Genomic DNA, 17970 nt, shown 5'->3' with positions numbered 1-17970 from the left:
TCTTAAAATCCATAGGTAAGCCACTATTGAAATCCCCACAGAGACTGCTGCCATTTAATAAGGTTGGACACATGCTTATCTTGGGAATTTAACCAATTTATCAGATTTAGAGTACGAAGATTGGGACATCAAAGAGGATACTTAACGGTTTAAGCTTTGATGGTGATATACTTGTTTACCCTTACGGAAGTAATAGTAAAAGGACATTAAAGGTGACGAGAAAGCACTTGATTTTGGACATTGGCGGTTACAGTAAGTTTAATCAAATGCCCCCTACCAACTTCTGAGCTATCTCGATATTGTATAATCGACCACGATACTGGCAATATAGAAAAACACAAGACTGTTTTAGACAAAGCTCCACCTAATGCTTGTTTGGTTTTTTATGGTCATGTTGTTACCGATCAAACCAGTCATCAAAATAGACACCTAGCATTCACTTATCCGATATATTAAAAAGCCTATAATCTTACTTGTTTATAATTCTCTCTAGAACCAGATTATCACACTCCCTAAAACACTCGACATTAATAGGATTTTATTCTTAATAAGAACGCGCGACCAAAATTGTGTTTATTAATGGTTTAATTGTCTCAGAAGGTTTTACCCGGAGTAGAAATAGGAGAGGGTTGTGTCATTGATGCTAGTGCTGTGGTTTCAAAAAGCATGCCTCCATATACAGTTGTGGCTGGAAATCCAGCCACCGCAGTAAAGAATCTATTAGACTAGGCAATTAAGAAATGGCTAGATGATGTACGATAAGCAGCAAATTACCAAGATCATTCTATTATTAGATATTGAGGGCTGATAAGATCAGTCCTCTTTTTATTTTAATTTTCACTTATTAGGAAAATTGTCCACTCCCCTTCTTTATTACTAGCATAGTTTATTGATAACTAAGTATGAAAGTAGGGTTTATTTTGAGTGAGAAAATAAATCAAGAATTAGGTAGGGAACGCTCAGAATCTATGGAACATATTGCGCAATATAACCCCGTCCAATTTGGAGCAAATAAATTAGGACTTGATTACAGTGATAACGCCATCACCTTGATAAATACAAGATTACAAGATGGGGATAAAATCATTTTTCCTAAAGGGTATTATAAATTCCAGAATCCAGTAATTATTGACAAAGATGTTGAAATTGACTTTAGCCATTCTACGATTGACGTTTCCGGTCAGGATGGATTTATTTTTAAAGGGACACTTAAAACTACAAAAACCGTTACAGATAACTATGTGGAAACTAAGAGTAAAAATTCTTTAATATTAAATGATGTAACCAATATCGTGGTTGGTGATTTAATTAACGTGATTTCCACTGAATTATATAATAATTCACGAACTTACTACTATAAAGGCGGAAATGCAATTGTTACAAAGATAACAGGGAATACGGTATATTTTAACCTTGTGTTCCCATTCGATATGGCAGCTGATTCTATAACAGTGAAAATATATAATCCGATTAAAGTTCAAGTTAAAAACATTGGTATGTTACGGAATACAAACGTACTTGATAACACTCTTTACGGGTTGAGGATTGAGTATGGTGTTGGTTGCAAGATATCTAACGTGAAAACCGATAATTTTAAAATTAATATTGATATATACCGTTGTGTCGATAGTGTACTTAATTATATTACGACTGGTCACGCCGAAGATGAAGGTAAAAGTTATGATGGGTACGGTGTGTGTTTGGAAAGTTCTACGAATATAACTTGCAATTATATTACAACTAATAGTGGACAACATGGTCTAACCACAGGTGGGCGTGAAGTTTTATATAATATTACGATAAACAACTCAACACTCAAAGCTGAAGTTTGGAATGTAGGTTTAGGAGTACATGGAAATACGTATAATTTAAAAGTGAATGATTCTGTTATATTCGGATTTGCAATTTCAGGAAATATCGAAATGAATAACTGCACAGTACCTTCAAGTGAAGTTATTGGACATAAAAACTCCTTAGATGTTGTTGAAGATTCTCGATATGCTAATTACACATTCAATCGTTGCGCAATGACAGAGTGGGTAGAAGTAAGGGAAAGATATCAGGTTTATGCACCTGCGAAATATAAAATAGGTAACATCATTTTTAATGATTGCCCTAAAATTTGGTTTTACCCTAGAGTGAAAGTGGATAGCGGGGCTTTAGGGAAGATAGGGCACTATGAGTTAGTTGAATTCAATCGGTGCAAAGGATTTAGATGTCACACCTACGACAGGATAAACAGGCTAAATGTGATAAATAGTGAACCATATGGTCTGGATAGTCCATCTATTCAGCAAATTGACTATTTAACAACCTATGAAAGAATAGACGAGATAAACATTGAAAAAACAAAACTAGGCAATAGATACGACGAATTATCGTTACGTAACGTAGGGAAACTTATTCTTAATTCCATCTCTTATAACGATGTAAGAACAGGTAATAATAACGGCAGACTTTCTCTACAAAATATAAGTGACGTAATTTTTAGAGATTGCGATATGTCAAAAGCGGAATACGGAATCCAGTACGCAAATTCAGGAATCGTCAATGTCGGAAATATTACGGTTTATAGCAGTAAAATGAAATTCAGCACAACTTTAAACCGTGACAACACAATAAAAGGTGTAACGAGATTTACCGCCTATGACATGATCGATGTAGGGACTACAGAAATTATGGATATTTTGACTGCGACAGACGGAAAAAAATACAAACGTACAATTGATACGACTGGAACACAAATATTGACTGCGTTCGTGTAATAGTCGGAACAAACTGCTCGTTAACACTACTTCACTAACACCGATTCCCGGTTCTGATATATATTAACTCAAGAAAAAAGAGAACATTTAAAAACAAACTCAAACATGAAAAATCCTCTCGCCCCTTTAAATGATTGTTTGTCATTCATCTGTAAGGGGTAATTTCTTTTTAGGGGGTACAAATGATACCCATAACTCAATTAGTTTATCTGTAACTGATATAGAAGCTGCTATTAAATGGTATGATCAGGTGGACTTTTCCGGCCTTTTTTTTCGTCATCGTAACGGTGAACTTCCTGAGATATTGGACTTTACTTTACCAAGCAAAATGCTGCCCACTTTGTAATGTAGAGCTTGCCTCTGCTTTGCCAGTTACTTTGTTGTATTGTCACCGACTGTATGTATAATTGGTTTCGTAGGTGCTGTTTTATCTTATACATCACTCGACTTTGATACGTACTAAATCTCATTAAGATTATTTTTGCTCAAAATAATCCAGCATTACTGCTGGATTATTCAAAGTTCCAATCACATTACCAAATTCAATACGTCAAGAAATCTACTATCTGAATTATAGTTAAAGGTAACCGTTATATCTTCATGAATGTGATAGGTTAAACAAAAAAAACTCTCCGTTATCTGGAAATCTTATAATAAAATTTAGTTTAACTACCATACTAGCAGTAACATCGCCGCTTCTTGAAAAGGGTAGAAGGAATGAAGACGGCTTAATGTCCTCTTTGATCATAGATTTTGCCAGCGAACATCAAAAAAAAGCATCAAACCTATTTGTTTTAGCGGGAGCAGAAGGTTATCTACTATCTTATAAAAATAGTCGAAGTCATGATCCAAGCCACTATACTTAATACACCGCAAAATAACAATTGTTGAAACGTTAAAACATCTTCTAGGAAAAGTCCAAATTAAAGCCATCACCAAATTTCTCGATATAGTGAGGTATCCCATTCCCTCACCACGGCGCTTTGCTGGGATAAGATCGTAGGCAATCGTTACCTGGTGCGGTGGTCGCATATCCCCAGCCAATCCATTGGACAACTCGCATTGCACATAGAAGGAAAACGCTCATCATATATCCAAACGATCCAATCGTTACAGCCAAAAAGGCAAAACAAAACATCTTCCTTTTGTTTCTAAATCCTGTCCAGCAAAGGGGGACAATAAGAGCGGAAAATAGAAACATGACAGCTAATTACGCAATATACTGTTTATTTCCGCCAAGCTCTTTATGGTAAAATGTCGGATGTTAGGGAGAAATGTAAGAGTTCATATCTTTAATGTGGAATTTTTATTAAGTACCTTTTATTTACCATTTATAAAAGTATATTATATGGGGAAATGAGAGATTAAAGATGGTAGATATACAGTGACTGTAATGGAGAAGGAAGAATATGATTCTCTAAATAGTAGGAAGAAACCTATGGTAGTTAAACTAAATTCTGAACAACTAGATGATTTTATTAAAACATAGATACCTGAGAGTATTTTAGTTAAACCTATCACATTCATGATGATTAGATGGTCACCTTTAATTATAATTCGGATGGAGAGTTCTAGAAGTATGAATTTGGTTAAGTGATTGGTTGGAGTATCCAGCAGAAATACTCGATTTTTTTGATTCTGAATATAGGAATATTAATGAGATTAGTTGATTATCAAAGTCGAGCGATGTCGGAAAAAAATGGAAAATTATCCTTTATTGCTGCATTTACAATAGTTATAATTAATAAGAGATAACGAACAGAAATAGTAAAAAATATTAATGTTAGATAATAGTAATAGTACTTGTTAGCACATTCTATTTAAGACTTCTATGTCAGTCCATAAAGTTCAAAAATTGGAGGTAAAGATGAAGAAATATGGTTTATTTTTCATTGCTGGAATTTGTTTAGTAGTATTGGTTTTTGGTCATCTTCATTGGAAAAACATGAGTCAGGCAGCAGGTATAGAGGGGAAAAAAGCTGAAGAAAGATTAAAAGAAAAGGAAAAAGAAAAGAGGGAAGCTTTAATACAGAGTTTAAAACCAGAAAATAATAAACAGCAGTCACTAATAGATTACCTACATTATAAGTCGCTTACACAAGATAAGGTTATTGTATCCCTAGTGGGAAGTAATGGTACTACAGGAACCGGTGCTAGTAATTCTTCTAATAGTTGGGCAGGACGCTTAGAGAAGAGTCTACGTTCTGAAAGGGATGAATTAGAAAAATTAGGTTTTATCAATCATGGCCAAGAGGGGTATTCTACAAAAGATTTGTTAGAAGGTAATAAAATTGATGCGGTCATTAATGATAATCCTGATCTGATTATTTTTGAAAACCCCCTGATTAACAATCAATATCAATCGATTAGTGTGGAACAGACGGAAAAAGATTTAAAAAACATTATGTCAAAGTTGCAAAAAGAGCTACCGAATGCAAAGATTCTAATCATATCACCGAATCCAGTGGCTAATAGTAAAACAGAGAATAGCTTAGATTTAAATTATTTGGATTATATAAAAGCTTCTGAAAGGGTTATTAAAAAAAATAAATGGACTTATATTAATAGCATGAATGGGATTGAAAAAAAACTAAAAGAAGATAATATGAGATTGGCTGATATATTAACAAATGATAATCTCCATCCCAATGATCAAGGGCATTACATATGGTTCGATGTGTTGTACGAATATTTAAAGGGGGATTAGTGTCACAAATATGATTGTATATCCATTATAAAATTAAGAAATACGGATTTAGGAGAATAAGCTAATAACTCATATTCCATTAGTAAACAAAAAACGAAGAAGTGGGAGAAAAGTGGTTATAATCACTTTTCCCTCTCTGGAATTAGTTTAAATGATGAATGCATAGTGGGTTATTATATGTTAATTAATGAAACAAGAAAAAGGGATATGTTATCATTAATTCTCAAGAGCAGTACATTTCCTTTCTTTGATAAATTCCCGCATTTCCTCTTTCGATATACCTGCCTTCATAACATCCTGCATGATTTCCACCCACTCTTCATCCATGACATTGTCTGCTTGTTCATTCAACAACAGAGCATCCACTTTAATACAAAGAATTCTAGCGATTTTTTCCAAAACTAAAATAGTAGGGTTTGTTTGAAGGTTTCTTTCCAGTGAGCTTATATAGGATTTGGCAACGCCGGATTTTGAGGAGAGTTCACTAATTGACATTTTCCTTTCTTCCCTAAGCGACTTAACTCGGTAACCTATCATTGTGACCACACCTAACCATTAAAATAAAAATTATAAATGATGTTTAAACTATACTTTCAGTTTACACATATTCCTTTTGTTTTTAATGATAACTAGGCACTAAAATACTTGACATAATTATATGTATAAACGGATTTTTCTGTTTTGGTAGGCATTTAGTTAGGCACGTTTCTAGAAAATATTGTTAAAAAACAAATAAAGAAACAAATTATGGGAATGAGTGAATAATTAGGTTTAATAAAATTTCAGGTGAAAATATTCTGGAAAATGAGTTGTTTAGGTGTGATAAATGCAATATTTCAAAAATGACAATTATTTCATTTGTATTACCGTTTTCTTTTTTATAAAATTACTTTGGTATTTGAAAACTATTCATTCATTGTAAGTTTTATGAAAATTTCCTTGAAAATACATAATAATAGGTAATATTATGGTATAATGCAATAGGTCATTTTTAACATAACAGGAGGATAAAATGGAAGAAACTATTAGTATTAATGATATTTTTAAAACATTAAAGAAACGTTGGAAGCTAATCATGCTGCTGACATTAATTGCCGCTTTGATTAGTGGAACGATTTCTTATTTTTTATTAACACCCGTTTATCAATCTTCAACACAGATCCTGGTTAACCAAAAACAATCGGAGAACCAATTGGACTCGACTCAAATAAAGTCTAATATTGACATGATCAATACATATAGTGTGATCATAAAAAGCCCCGCCATTTTGGAGAAGGTAATTGATGAGCTAGAACTAGATCAAAGTGTAGATCAACTTAGTCAAAAAATTACGATCAACAGTCAAGAAAATTCGCAAGTCTTCTCATTAACAGTTCAAGATAGTAATCCGGCCAAAGCAGTTAAGATTGCCAACACGGTTTCTTCAATTTTTCAGAAGGAAATCAAGGATATCATGAACGTTGATAATGTTACCGTACTTGCCAAGGCAGAAGTTAAGGAGAACCCTACACCTGTAAAACCTAATCCACTATTGAATATCGCAATTGCGATCGTAGTTGGATTGATGGCTGGAATAGGCTTGGCATTTCTACTGGAGTATATGGACAATACAATCAAGGACGAGGATGATATTGAGAGACTCCTAGAATTACCCATCCTTGGATCTATTCAAAAAATATCGCAACATAAATAAAGAACAATTCAGTGACATTAAGAAAGGAAGTGGGATTTTTGAGAAGTAAAGATGAAAAACAAGTGAATTTAATTGCGCAGACTAATCCTAAATCGCCTATTACTGAACAATATCGATTAATTAGAACAAACATACAATTCTCTTCAGTAGATAAAGAAATCAAAACGATTGTGGTTACTTCATCGGAGCCTAATGATGGGAAATCGACTACAGCTGCCAACCTAGCGATTGTGCTTGCTCAAGAAGAGAAAAAAGTATTACTTGTGGATGCAGACTTAAGGAAACCATCGATACATTATGCTTTTAACCTTAGTAATATACATGGACTTACTAGCGTATTGACAAAGAAAATGGACTTAAGAAAAACTATCTTGAATTCAAATGTTTCAAACTTAGACATTTTAACAAGTGGGCCGATACCACCTAACCCTTCGGAATTATTAAATTCCAAAGCGATAGAAACAGCGATTGATGAATTAAAAGAAATGTATGATTATATCATTTTTGATACACCACCGGTTCTGGTAGTGCCGGATTCACAGATTGTAGCCAATAAATGTGATGGCGTGATTATGGTAGTGGCGAGCGGCAAGACAAATAAACAAAGTGCAGTAAAAGCAAAGGAGCTTTTAGAAAAAGCTAATACATCCTTGCTTGGAGTCGTTTTAAATGGTGTTGAAGAGGATAACAGCAATTATTATTATTATCAATCTTAAAAAATTAAAACATTTTTCGACAAAATAACACCCTGTTTGATGGTAGTTTTATATGCTACTATTAATCAGGGTAATAGTTCCTATTTTTGAAATTTTAGGTCTTTTTACCTATTTGTTTTTTAAAGGAAGTGTATGAAATTTGATCGACATACATTGTCACATTCTCCCAGGGGTAGATGATGGATCTGCGGACATAAAGGAAAGCTTGAATATGGCAAGAAAAGCGGCAGAAGCAGGAATCACCCATATTTTTGCCACGCCACATCACTTAAATGAGAAATATGTAAATATTAAAAGTGACATCATTGACCGTGCAGTTAGGTTAAATGAGAGTTTTCAACTAGAAAATATTCCACTTACCATTCATCTCGGGCAAGAAGTAAGAATACACCGTGACATATTTATTTCACTTGAAAAGGAAGAAATCCTAACCTTAGACGATAACGGAAGGTATTTGCTACTAGAGCTTCCGTCGGGAAGCGTCCCTACATACACCCAAGAAGTGATTTACGAGCTGCAGCTAAAAGGAATAAAACCTATTATCGTACACCCGGAAAGAAATAAGGAATTGATCGAGAATCATAAACTATTATTTGAGTTGGTTCAAGAGGGTGCCTTAACTCAACTGACCTCTGGTAGTATTATCGGTCAATTTGGAAAAAATGTTAGATCATTTTCAAAAAAAATAATCGAACATAATCTGGCTCATTTTATTGCGACAGATGCTCATAATATAGGATCTAGAGGGTTCACGTTACAACAAGCCTATGAAGCAATCACAAAAACATACGGAATACAACGTACATTTTATTTTAAAGAAAACGCTGAACAGTTATTAAAGGACCAATGCCCTGCTATTGAAAAACCAGTACCATTCAAAAAGAAAATTTTAGGAATTTTTTAAAAAGATTGATAATTAGGGTGTTTACAAACATTAAAAAATTTTGTCTTCATGTTAAGTTCTACGTTATATAGTTATTGGTATGAACATTATAGATTGATAAATTACCTCCATTTTGGTTAGTGTCTGTTCAAACGACACATAGCCTTTATAAGGCCATAAAAAAAGCAAAAAAGAACTAACAGCATATTTCATTTTATATAAAAAATGAAAATATGTGAAATAGAATACAGCATTAAAACTTTATATAAAAAAAGAGTAGATCAAACAATATTAAAGGGGGAAATGTGGTTGGCCTACCGAAAACGATTAACACTTCTGGCCCTATTAGACTCATTAATAGTATTATCGGCCATTTATGTAAGTTATTTATTCTTGTATCCCTATTTGGAAATATTTAAATTACCAACGCTCTTAGTCACATCAGTCTCTCTATTAATCAGCCATCATTTTTTTGCTTCTATTTATAAACTGTATAAAAAGGCCTGGGAATATGCGAGTATTGGAGAGTTATTGTCCATCGTTAAAGCCGTAAGCCTATCGGTTATCACAGTTATCGCCATCCAGTTAATCGTTTTTCAAGATGTTTACGTAAGAGCCATGGCATTGACCTGGATGATGCATGTCATCCTAATTGGCGGTTCCCGCTTTTCGTGGAGAATGCTGCGTGACCGTTTGATAAATAATCAAAAGGAAACCAGAAACACATTGGTAATCGGTGCGGGATCTGCAGGAACTATGGTTGTACGTCAACTTCTTAATAATCATGATACGGAACTTAAACCAGTAGCATTCATAGATGATGATCCAAAAAAAGATAAGCTAGACATATTAGGAATACCCGTTGTCGGCAACTCAAAACATATCCCCGAAATGGTTGAAAAATATCATATAGATAATATTGTCATTGCGATCCCGTCATTAAGTAAGAAAGAATTGAAGGTCATTTTTGATGAATGTGTGAAAACAAATGCAAAAACACAAATCATGCCGATGCTTGAAGATATTATGTTAGGGAAAGTAGCTGTTAATCAGTTTAAAGAAGTGGAAGTGGAAGATCTTTTAGGAAGAGAACCTGTTGAATTAGATATTAATAGTATTTCTGAATATGTAACTGGTAAGACCATATTAGTAACTGGAGCTGGAGGATCTATTGGTTCGGAGATTTGCCGTCAGATATGCAGATTCTCTCCGGGAACTCTTATAATACTAGGGCATGGTGAGAATAGTATTTATCAAATTGACATGGAACTGAAAAAGCTATATGCCAATCAAATTGAAATCATACCTGTCATCGCAGATATTCAAGATCGAGAGAGAATTTTTGAAGTGATGGAAACCTACCGACCTGATGTTGTTTACCATGCGGCTGCACACAAACATGTTCCACTAATGGAATATAATCCTCGAGAGGCAATTAAGAATAACGTTTTTGGTACAAAAAATGTTGCAGAGGCGGCAGATACTTTTGGTGTGGGTGCCTTTGTAATGATTTCTTCTGATAAAGCCGTTAACCCAACAAACGTCATGGGTTCGACCAAGCGGATTGCTGAAATGATCATCCAGCAGTTAGCAAAAAATAGCTCAACCAAATTTGTTGCGGTTCGCTTCGGAAATGTTTTAGGCAGCAGAGGAAGTGTCATTCCTTTATTTAAAAAACAAATTCAAGCCGGTGGACCAGTAACGGTCACCCATCCAGATATGACCAGGTATTTTATGACCATACCTGAAGCGTCTAGATTAGTCATTCAGGCAAGTTCTTTGGCTCGAGGCGGAGAAATATTCGTTCTTGATATGGGTGAACCTGTTAAGATTGTTGAATTAGCAACAAACCTTATCCAGTTATCAGGTTACTCCATAGATGAAATTGGAATCGAATTTTCTGGAATCCGTCCTGGTGAGAAAATGTATGAAGAGCTATTAGGGGAGAAAGAGGTTCATAGTGAAGCTGTGTTTCCTAAAATCTTTATAGGAAAAGCTGTATTGGAACAGGAAGAGGAAATACAGTACCTTCTTAGCGCACACGATACTCTATCCTCGACAGAACTTAAAGAATTTGTAATGAATTTAGCAAATCGAAGAAAGAATAAAGCTTTCTCGGTAGTTAAATAACCATTAGGAGGACTAAAAAGTGAAAAAAATCACAAAAGCAATCATTCCTGCAGCAGGATTGGGCACTCGTTTTTTGCCTGCAACAAAAGCAATGCCAAAAGAGATGCTGCCAATCGTTGATAAACCAACGATTCAGTACATAGTGGAGGAAGCTGTTGCATCAGGAATAGAGGATATAATAATCGTAACGGGAAAAGGGAAACGTGCAATTGAAGATCATTTTGATTACGCGCCTGAACTTGAACAAAATCTAATGGAAAAAGGAAAAGTAGAGTTGCTCAATAAGGTACAATATTCTTCTAAACTTGCTAATATCCATTACATTAGACAAAAGGAACCAAAAGGATTAGGTCACGCTGTATGGTGTGCACGTAAATTCATTGGGGACGAGCCATTTGCCGTACTTTTAGGTGATGATATTATTCAGAGTGAAACTCCTTGCCTAAAGCAGTTAATTAATCAGTTTGAGGAAACAAACAATTCAATTATCGGAGTTCAAACTGTACCTAAGGAAGAAACAAACCGTTATGGGATAATAGACCCTGCTTTTCAAGAGGGTCGACTATATCAAGTTGAAAACTTTGTAGAAAAACCAGCCTTAGGCACAGCTCCTTCCAATTTGGCAATAATGGGAAGATATATTCTTACTCCTGAAATCTTCAGTATGCTTGATCAGCAAGAAGCTGGTGCAGGCGGGGAAATTCAGTTAACAGATGCGATTCAACAATTAAACCAGACTCAGCAAGTTTTTGCTTATGATTTTGAAGGAAAACGATATGATGTTGGGGAGAAGTTAGGGTTTGTGAAAACGACGATAGAGTTTGCACTTCAGAATGAAGAAATCAAGGATGATTTAGTTGAGTTTTTAGAACAAACGGTTAAGGATATGTCCTCGGAAAAGATTAATGCATAGGAATATTCATGTTTTTCGTGAAATATGATTCATATAGTTTTACCCAAGGAAGATTTAACAGGTGAAACATCAAGTGATATCTATACCCATCTTCCTTGGATACTCTTAAAACCTATATGAATAGTGGCTAGATGAAGAAAGAACTTGTTGGAAAATATCTACATAAAAAGTGACTTATTGTAGGAAGGAAGTTTTAGAGAATGAAGGATCGATTATTCCTATCATCACCACATATGAGTGATGAAGGATATGAAATAGAATATATAAAGGAAGCTTTTGATACGAACTGGATTGCTCCTCTTGGGGAAAACGTGGATCAATTTGAAATAGAATTGGCACATAAGGTAGGAAGTAAAGATGCTGCAGCACTATCTTCAGGTACAGCCGCAATCCATCTAGCTCTAAAAGCAGCAGGAGTTGGAGAAGGGGATATTGTGTTTTGTCCGACACTGACATTCTCGGCAACTGCCAACCCGATAATCTATCAAAATGCGATTCCTGTTTTTATAGATAGTGATAACGAGACTTGGAATATGTGTCCTAAAGCTTTGGAACAAGCTTTTGATAAATATCCTAATGTGAAAGCCGTAATTGTAGTGCATCTTTATGGACTTTCTGCAAATATGGATAAGATTATGGAGATTTGCAATAAGCGTAAGGTAGCAGTAATAGAAGATGCTGCTGAAAGCTTAGGTACTTATTATAAAGGAAGACACACTGGAACCTTTGGTGATTATGGCATTTTCTCTTTTAATGGGAATAAGATTATTACAACTTCTGGTGGTGGGATGCTAGTTTCTGATAATAAAGAACGTATTGCAAAGGCAAGGTTTTGGGCCACTCAGAGTAGAGACCAAGCAAAGCACTATCAACATAGTGAATTAGGATTTAATTACCGGATGAGCAATGTAGTTGCTGGGATTGGCAGAGGGCAGCTTAAAGTATTAGATCAGAGAGTTGAGAAGAAGAATTATATCCTTGATTTTTATAAAAGAGAACTGAGTGCACTTGACGGTGTAGAGTTCATGCCTAGTAATGAGTGGGATAAACCGAATTATTGGTTAAGTTCTATGACTTTGAATGGTAATGTTAGACCGATTGATATTATGGAGGCTCTTGAAAAAGAAAATATAGAGTCAAGACCGGTTTGGAAACCAATGCATCTGCAACCGTTTTTTGAGAAGTATGACTTCGTTGGAACGGGTGTATCAGAGAAATTGTTTGAGGATGGTATTTGCTTGCCTTCTGATACAAAGTTAACTGATGAGGATTTAGCAAGAGTTGTTGAAATTATTAAAGGGTTGTGGGAAAGGTAATGAAACCTTCTAAGCATAGTATTTATAGAAGATTTGTAAAAAGAGCGATGGATTTCATGCTATCTTTGCTAGCTATTTTAATCCTTAGTCCTATCTTATTGATAGTTGCTTTTCTTGTAAGAGTAAAGTTGGGTAGCCCAGTGTTATTTAAACAAAAAAGACCAGGGATGAATGAGAAGATTTTTTTGATGACTAAGTTTAGAACAATGACGGATGAGAGAGATGAAAATGGTGAGCTACTTCCTGATAGTGTTAGGTTGACGAAGTTTGGAAGGTTCTTACGATCAACATCCCTTGATGAACTTCCCGAACTTTTTAATATTCTTAAGGGTGATATGTCGATTATAGGACCACGGCCTTTGTTGGTTAAGTACTTAAAATATTATACAGAAGAAGAGAGAATAAGGCATAGCGTAAGGCCTGGTCTTTCAGGCCTAGCACAGGTAAATGGAAGAAATACTTTGGATTGGGATAGTAGATTGGCTACTGATGTAGAGTATGTAAAAAAAATAAGCTTCATATTAGATGTGAAAATTATATTACAAACACTTCTAAAAGCGTTTAAAAGAGAGGGAGTAACTGTAGTAGATGAGTCATCATTAAAGGATTTAAATATCGAAAGGGGACAATCCTTTGATAATTAAAGAATTATGTTGTGAAGATTTACTAACATATTATACAAATGTATTAGAACTATTGGTAGATACTTATACGATAAATTTTCAACTTACATCAGAACAGGCTAAACCAATCTGTTTAAATAAGATCGAGTTATTAATGGATTATATTAATCAGGGTAGTGCAATAGTTATTGCTGCAATCGATGAAAACGAGTTAATAGGATTTACGTGGCTATATAAACATGATTTCTTTGATGAACAGAGATTACATGTTAATCAGATAGCGGTAAACACAAAACTAAGAGGAAAAGGAATAGGGAAACAATTATTTCAGGAGTCTGAAAAAAAAGCTTTGAAAGAAGGTATAAAAACTATTGATCTAATTGTTTCTGAGAGTAATTCAAGGGCTTTGGATTTATATGAAAAATTGGGATTTGAGACCGAGAGAAGATACATGAAAAAGAAATTGTAGGTGGTAAAATGTTAACGGTTATTACTATAGACCAACCTGAAAAGTGGGATAGTATTGTAAAAGGCTTTAAAGGTTATGATGTGTATTATCTTTCCGATTATACCAAAGCATTCAGTATTCACGGAGATGGTGAGCCGATGCTTTTCTATTATGAAAATCAAGATATTAAAGCCATGAATGTTGTAATGAAAAGGGATATATCAATAGATAAAAGATTCACTTTGAAGATACCTCCAAATACTTTTTACGATATAGCTACACCCTATGGATATGGAGGATTTTTAATAGAAGGTAATGTAACAGAAGATAGCATGAGGGCTCTTGATTATGAATATAGTTCCATATGTAAAAGTGAGGGTATTATAAGTGAATTTGTTCGTTTTCATCCGTATCTTAATAATGGAGAAGATTTAAAAGATATTTATGAAATATCTACACTTGGAAAAACTATTACAATGAATTTATATTCAAAAGACCAGATCTGGAGCAACATAACTAGTAAAAATAGAAATGTGATTAGAAAAGCTAAGAAGTCAGGAATTGAAATCTACTGGGGTCGGAATCCTAAATTGTTTGATGAATTTATAAGTTTATATAATAAAACAATGGACAAGGACAATGCAAAAGAGTATTACTACTTTAAGAAAGATTTTTATAATAGTGTCCTTTTTGATTTGAAATATAATTCATTGATGTTTTATGCAGTGTATCAAAAGAAGATAATTGCAATGTCTATGATTCTATATTCTAATCTGCAAATGCATTATCACTTGTCAGCATCAGACAGAGAGTACCAAAAGTTTGCACCCACAAACTTATTGTTATTTGAAGCTGCGTGTTGGGGCAGTGTAAATGGTTATAAAACTTTTCATTTAGGTGGAGGACTGGGAAGTAAAGAGGATAGTTTATATAAATTTAAAAAGGCATTTAATGAGAATTCTGATACTGAATTTACTATTGGTAGAAAAATTTTCAATCAAGAAAAATATGACAAATTGGTGTCGATCCGAGAAAATGAAAGTGATTTTGATAAGGATGAATTATTTTTTCCGATGTATAGAGGCTAATATATCCGTTAAGGGGTTCTCTTTCTCATCAATCAGTGAAGGGTTAATATAAAACTCAATAGATGAAATTTTTTAGGGAAACCCGATTAGGAGCAGACGAATGAAAAAGAATATTTGGATATTGAATCATTACGCAAAAAATATGCAAAAAGATAAAGGTGGCAGGCATTACTGGCTTGCAGAAAATTTGATTTTAAAGGGCTATGAAGTTACTATTTTTGCAGCGACAACCAGTCATAATACAACAGAAAATATACATACAGGGGATGAAAAATTTGTTATAGAGGCAAATCAAAAGATGCCATTTGTATTTGTCAAAGCATCAAGTTACAAAGGCAATGGTAAACAGAGAATCTTAAATATGTTAACTTTCTATAAAAATTTATTTCCCACAGCAAAACAATACGGTCAAATTAGTGGTAAACCTGACGTGATTTTAGCATCGAGTGTTCACCCTCTGACCTTAGTCGCTGGAATTAAAATAGCTAAGAAATTTGGCATACCTTGCATCTGTGAGGTAAGAGATTTATGGCCAGAAAGTATCGTGGCATACGGTGTTTTAAAAAGAAATAGTATTTTAGCAAAAATATTATATCTAGGTGAAAAATGGATTTATAAAAAAGCTGATTCTATTATTATGACTTGGGAAGGAGGCAAAGATTATATTATCGACCAAGGATGGGATCATCAAATTGATTTAGAAAAGGTCAAACATATAAGTAATGGAGTAGTTATTGATTCATTTGATAAAAACAGTGAAGAATATCAGATACCTGATTCAGACTTAGATAATAAAAAATATAAAAATGTTGTTTATGCTGGTTCTATACGGAAGGTTAACAATCTAGGAATGCTGTTAGATGCAGCAAAGATTGTTCAAACTAAAGGAAGAGAGGATATAAGGTTTTTAATTTATGGAGCAGGTGATGAAAGGGAAAAATTAAAAAAGAGGTGCGAAGAAGAAAATATCATTAATGTAATTTTTAAAGGTAGTGTTGAAAAGAAATATGTACCCTCAATTCTTAAAAAGGCTTATATAAATATACTTCATAACTCAAGTACTTCTCTTGATAAATATGGTCAAAGCCAGAATAAGTTTTTTGAGTATTTAGCTGCAGGGAAATGTATTGTACAAACTTATAAAACTGGATATAGCATTTGTGAAAGATATGAATGTGGAATTAGTGCTCATATACAAAATGCAGAAGAAATTGCTAGAGTTGTTATTGAAGCTAGTAGTGATGATAAAAAACACCAAATAATGGGCGAAAATGCTCGCTTAGCTGCTTATGAATTTGATTTTGGGAAATTGACAGAAAAATTGATTGATGTAATCGAGAATGTATAATTGAAGGAGCGAGTTTATCTAATGAGTCTATACGAAAGAATAGTAAATAGAGAAGAAAAAATATCCGTAATTGGTTTAGGATACGTTGGTCTTCCGTTAGCCATAGAGTTTGCAAAAAAGTTTGATGTTGTAGGGTTTGATGTGAGTATGAGAAAACTAGATAAATATTTATCAGGTATTGATGTAACCGATGAAGTTGGGGACGAAGCTGTAAAAAATACCACTATGGTATTTACAAATGGAGAGGTTAAATTAAGAGATTGTAAACTCCATATAGTGGCAGTACCTACTCCAATTAATAGTGATAAAACACCTGATTTGTCTCCAATAATTGGTGCAAGTAAGACTGTAGGAAGAAACCTTACCAAAGGATCGATAGTTGTATATGAATCTACAGTATACCCTGGAACTACTGAAGAAGTTTGTATCCCTATACTTGAAGAAGAATCGGGTTTGAAATTTGGCATAGATTTTAAAGTAGGTTATTCCCCTGAACGGATTAATCCGGGAGATAAAATTAACACATTAACAAAAATCATTAAAGTAGTATCTGGATCTGACGAAGATGCTCTTGAAATTATATCTAAAGTTTATGAGTCAGTTATTGAAGCTGGGGTCCATAAAGCGGAATCAATAAAGGTTGCAGAGGCATCAAAGGTTATTGAAAACTCTCAAAGAGATATTAATATTGCATTTATGAATGAACTATCAATGGTGTTTAATAGGATGGGGATAGATACGAATGCTGTTTTAGAAGCTGCAGGGACAAAGTGGAACTTTCTTAAATTTACGCCAGGTTTAGTTGGTGGACACTGTATTGGGGTAGACCCATATTATTTTACTTATAAAGCAGAGCAACTAGGATATCATTCTCAGATCATTCTTTCAGGTAGAAAAATTAATGATGATATGGGGATATATGTTGCACAAAATATCATTAAAAATCTAATTAAAGCTGAACAACCTATAAAAGGATCAAAGGTGGCACTATTAGGAATAACATTTAAAGAGAATTGTTCTGATGTTAGAAATACAAAGATAATTGATATTATTAAAGAACTTGAAGAGTTTGGAGTAGAGGTTATAGTACATGATCCAATAGCAGATAAAGAAGATGTATGGAGAGCTTATAGAATAAATTTAGCAGAAAAAGAAGAATTAAAGAATTTAAACTGTGTAGCACTAGCTGTTAATCATGATGAATTTAAAGAAAACTATGGCTTAGATTTCTTAGATAATGTTTATGTAGAAAATAAAAAGGTTTTGGTTGATATTAAAGGATTGATGAATAGAAAAGAATGTGAATTAAGAGGGTATGTTTATTGGAGTTTATAGATAGT

Annotated in this window: 14 protein-coding genes; 13 read left to right on the top strand and 1 reads right to left on the bottom strand. The window is 33.9% G+C overall.

What is annotated here, in order from left to right:
• Window positions 1-920: 920 nt before the first annotated feature.
• Both ACJ9PY_RS18315 and ACJ9PY_RS18310 read left to right on the top strand, forming a co-directional pair.
• Complete coding sequence (locus ACJ9PY_RS18315; protein WP_411738701.1) at window positions 921-2765, top strand: hypothetical protein; 1845 nt, start codon at window positions 921-923, stop codon at window positions 2763-2765.
• Between the two features lie 1867 nt (window positions 2766-4632).
• Window positions 4633-5472: an SGNH/GDSL hydrolase family protein gene (locus tag ACJ9PY_RS18310; protein ID WP_411738700.1), complete on the top strand. Its 840-nt coding sequence runs from the start codon at window positions 4633-4635 to the stop codon at window positions 5470-5472.
• 216 nt (window positions 5473-5688) lie between these two features.
• Here ACJ9PY_RS18310 and ACJ9PY_RS18305 read toward each other — a convergent pair whose 3' ends face one another.
• On the bottom strand, window positions 5689-6009 hold the full coding sequence (locus tag ACJ9PY_RS18305; protein ID WP_411738699.1) for a helix-turn-helix domain-containing protein: 321 nt from the start codon (window positions 6007-6009) through the stop codon (window positions 5689-5691).
• 475 nt (window positions 6010-6484) lie between these two features.
• Between ACJ9PY_RS18305 and ACJ9PY_RS18300 the strand changes: the two genes are divergently transcribed.
• From ACJ9PY_RS18300 to ACJ9PY_RS18250, 11 genes are all read left to right on the top strand, one after another.
• Window positions 6485-7165: a YveK family protein gene (locus ACJ9PY_RS18300; protein WP_411738698.1), complete on the top strand. Its 681-nt coding sequence runs from the start codon at window positions 6485-6487 to the stop codon at window positions 7163-7165.
• A gap of 38 nt (window positions 7166-7203) precedes the next feature.
• The gene (locus ACJ9PY_RS18295; protein ID WP_411738697.1) at window positions 7204-7881 is read left to right on the top strand and encodes a CpsD/CapB family tyrosine-protein kinase; all 678 of its coding nucleotides are present in this window, start codon (window positions 7204-7206) and stop codon (window positions 7879-7881) included.
• Between the two features lie 139 nt (window positions 7882-8020).
• The gene (locus tag ACJ9PY_RS18290; RefSeq protein ID WP_411738696.1) at window positions 8021-8785 is read left to right on the top strand and encodes a tyrosine-protein phosphatase; all 765 of its coding nucleotides are present in this window, start codon (window positions 8021-8023) and stop codon (window positions 8783-8785) included.
• 288 nt (window positions 8786-9073) lie between these two features.
• Entirely contained in the window at window positions 9074-10894 is a 1821-nt protein-coding gene (locus ACJ9PY_RS18285; RefSeq protein WP_411738695.1) for a polysaccharide biosynthesis protein, read from the top strand.
• A gap of 19 nt (window positions 10895-10913) precedes the next feature.
• A complete protein-coding gene (galU, locus tag ACJ9PY_RS18280; RefSeq protein WP_411738694.1) occupies window positions 10914-11807 on the top strand; it encodes a UTP--glucose-1-phosphate uridylyltransferase GalU in 894 nt (297 codons plus the stop codon).
• Between the two features lie 200 nt (window positions 11808-12007).
• The gene (locus tag ACJ9PY_RS18275) at window positions 12008-13123 is read left to right on the top strand and encodes a DegT/DnrJ/EryC1/StrS family aminotransferase (protein WP_411738693.1); all 1116 of its coding nucleotides are present in this window, start codon (window positions 12008-12010) and stop codon (window positions 13121-13123) included.
• The gene (locus tag ACJ9PY_RS18270) at window positions 13123-13767 is read left to right on the top strand and encodes a sugar transferase (RefSeq protein ID WP_411738692.1); all 645 of its coding nucleotides are present in this window, start codon (window positions 13123-13125) and stop codon (window positions 13765-13767) included. Before ACJ9PY_RS18275 ends, ACJ9PY_RS18270 begins: the two co-directional genes overlap by 1 nt.
• Complete coding sequence (locus tag ACJ9PY_RS18265) at window positions 13757-14215, top strand: GNAT family N-acetyltransferase (protein WP_411738691.1); 459 nt, start codon at window positions 13757-13759, stop codon at window positions 14213-14215. Before ACJ9PY_RS18270 ends, ACJ9PY_RS18265 begins: the two co-directional genes overlap by 11 nt.
• Before the next feature lie 8 nt (window positions 14216-14223).
• A complete protein-coding gene (locus ACJ9PY_RS18260) occupies window positions 14224-15282 on the top strand; it encodes a lipid II:glycine glycyltransferase FemX (RefSeq protein ID WP_411738690.1) in 1059 nt (352 codons plus the stop codon).
• Between the two features lie 100 nt (window positions 15283-15382).
• Window positions 15383-16630 carry a glycosyltransferase family 4 protein gene (locus ACJ9PY_RS18255; RefSeq protein WP_411738689.1) on the top strand — a complete coding sequence of 416 codons (1248 nt, stop codon included), beginning with the start codon at window positions 15383-15385 and terminating at the stop codon, window positions 16628-16630.
• Between the two features lie 21 nt (window positions 16631-16651).
• Window positions 16652-17965 carry a nucleotide sugar dehydrogenase gene (locus ACJ9PY_RS18250; protein WP_411738688.1) on the top strand — a complete coding sequence of 438 codons (1314 nt, stop codon included), beginning with the start codon at window positions 16652-16654 and terminating at the stop codon, window positions 17963-17965.
• Window positions 17966-17970 lie beyond the last annotated feature (5 nt).

The organism is Peribacillus sp. S4, assembly GCF_046715815.1.
GTDB lineage: Bacteria > Bacillota > Bacilli > Bacillales > DSM-1321 > Peribacillus > Peribacillus frigoritolerans.
Note: the sequence above shows the minus strand (reverse complement) of the source record. Positions and strands in the feature narration are given on the sequence as shown.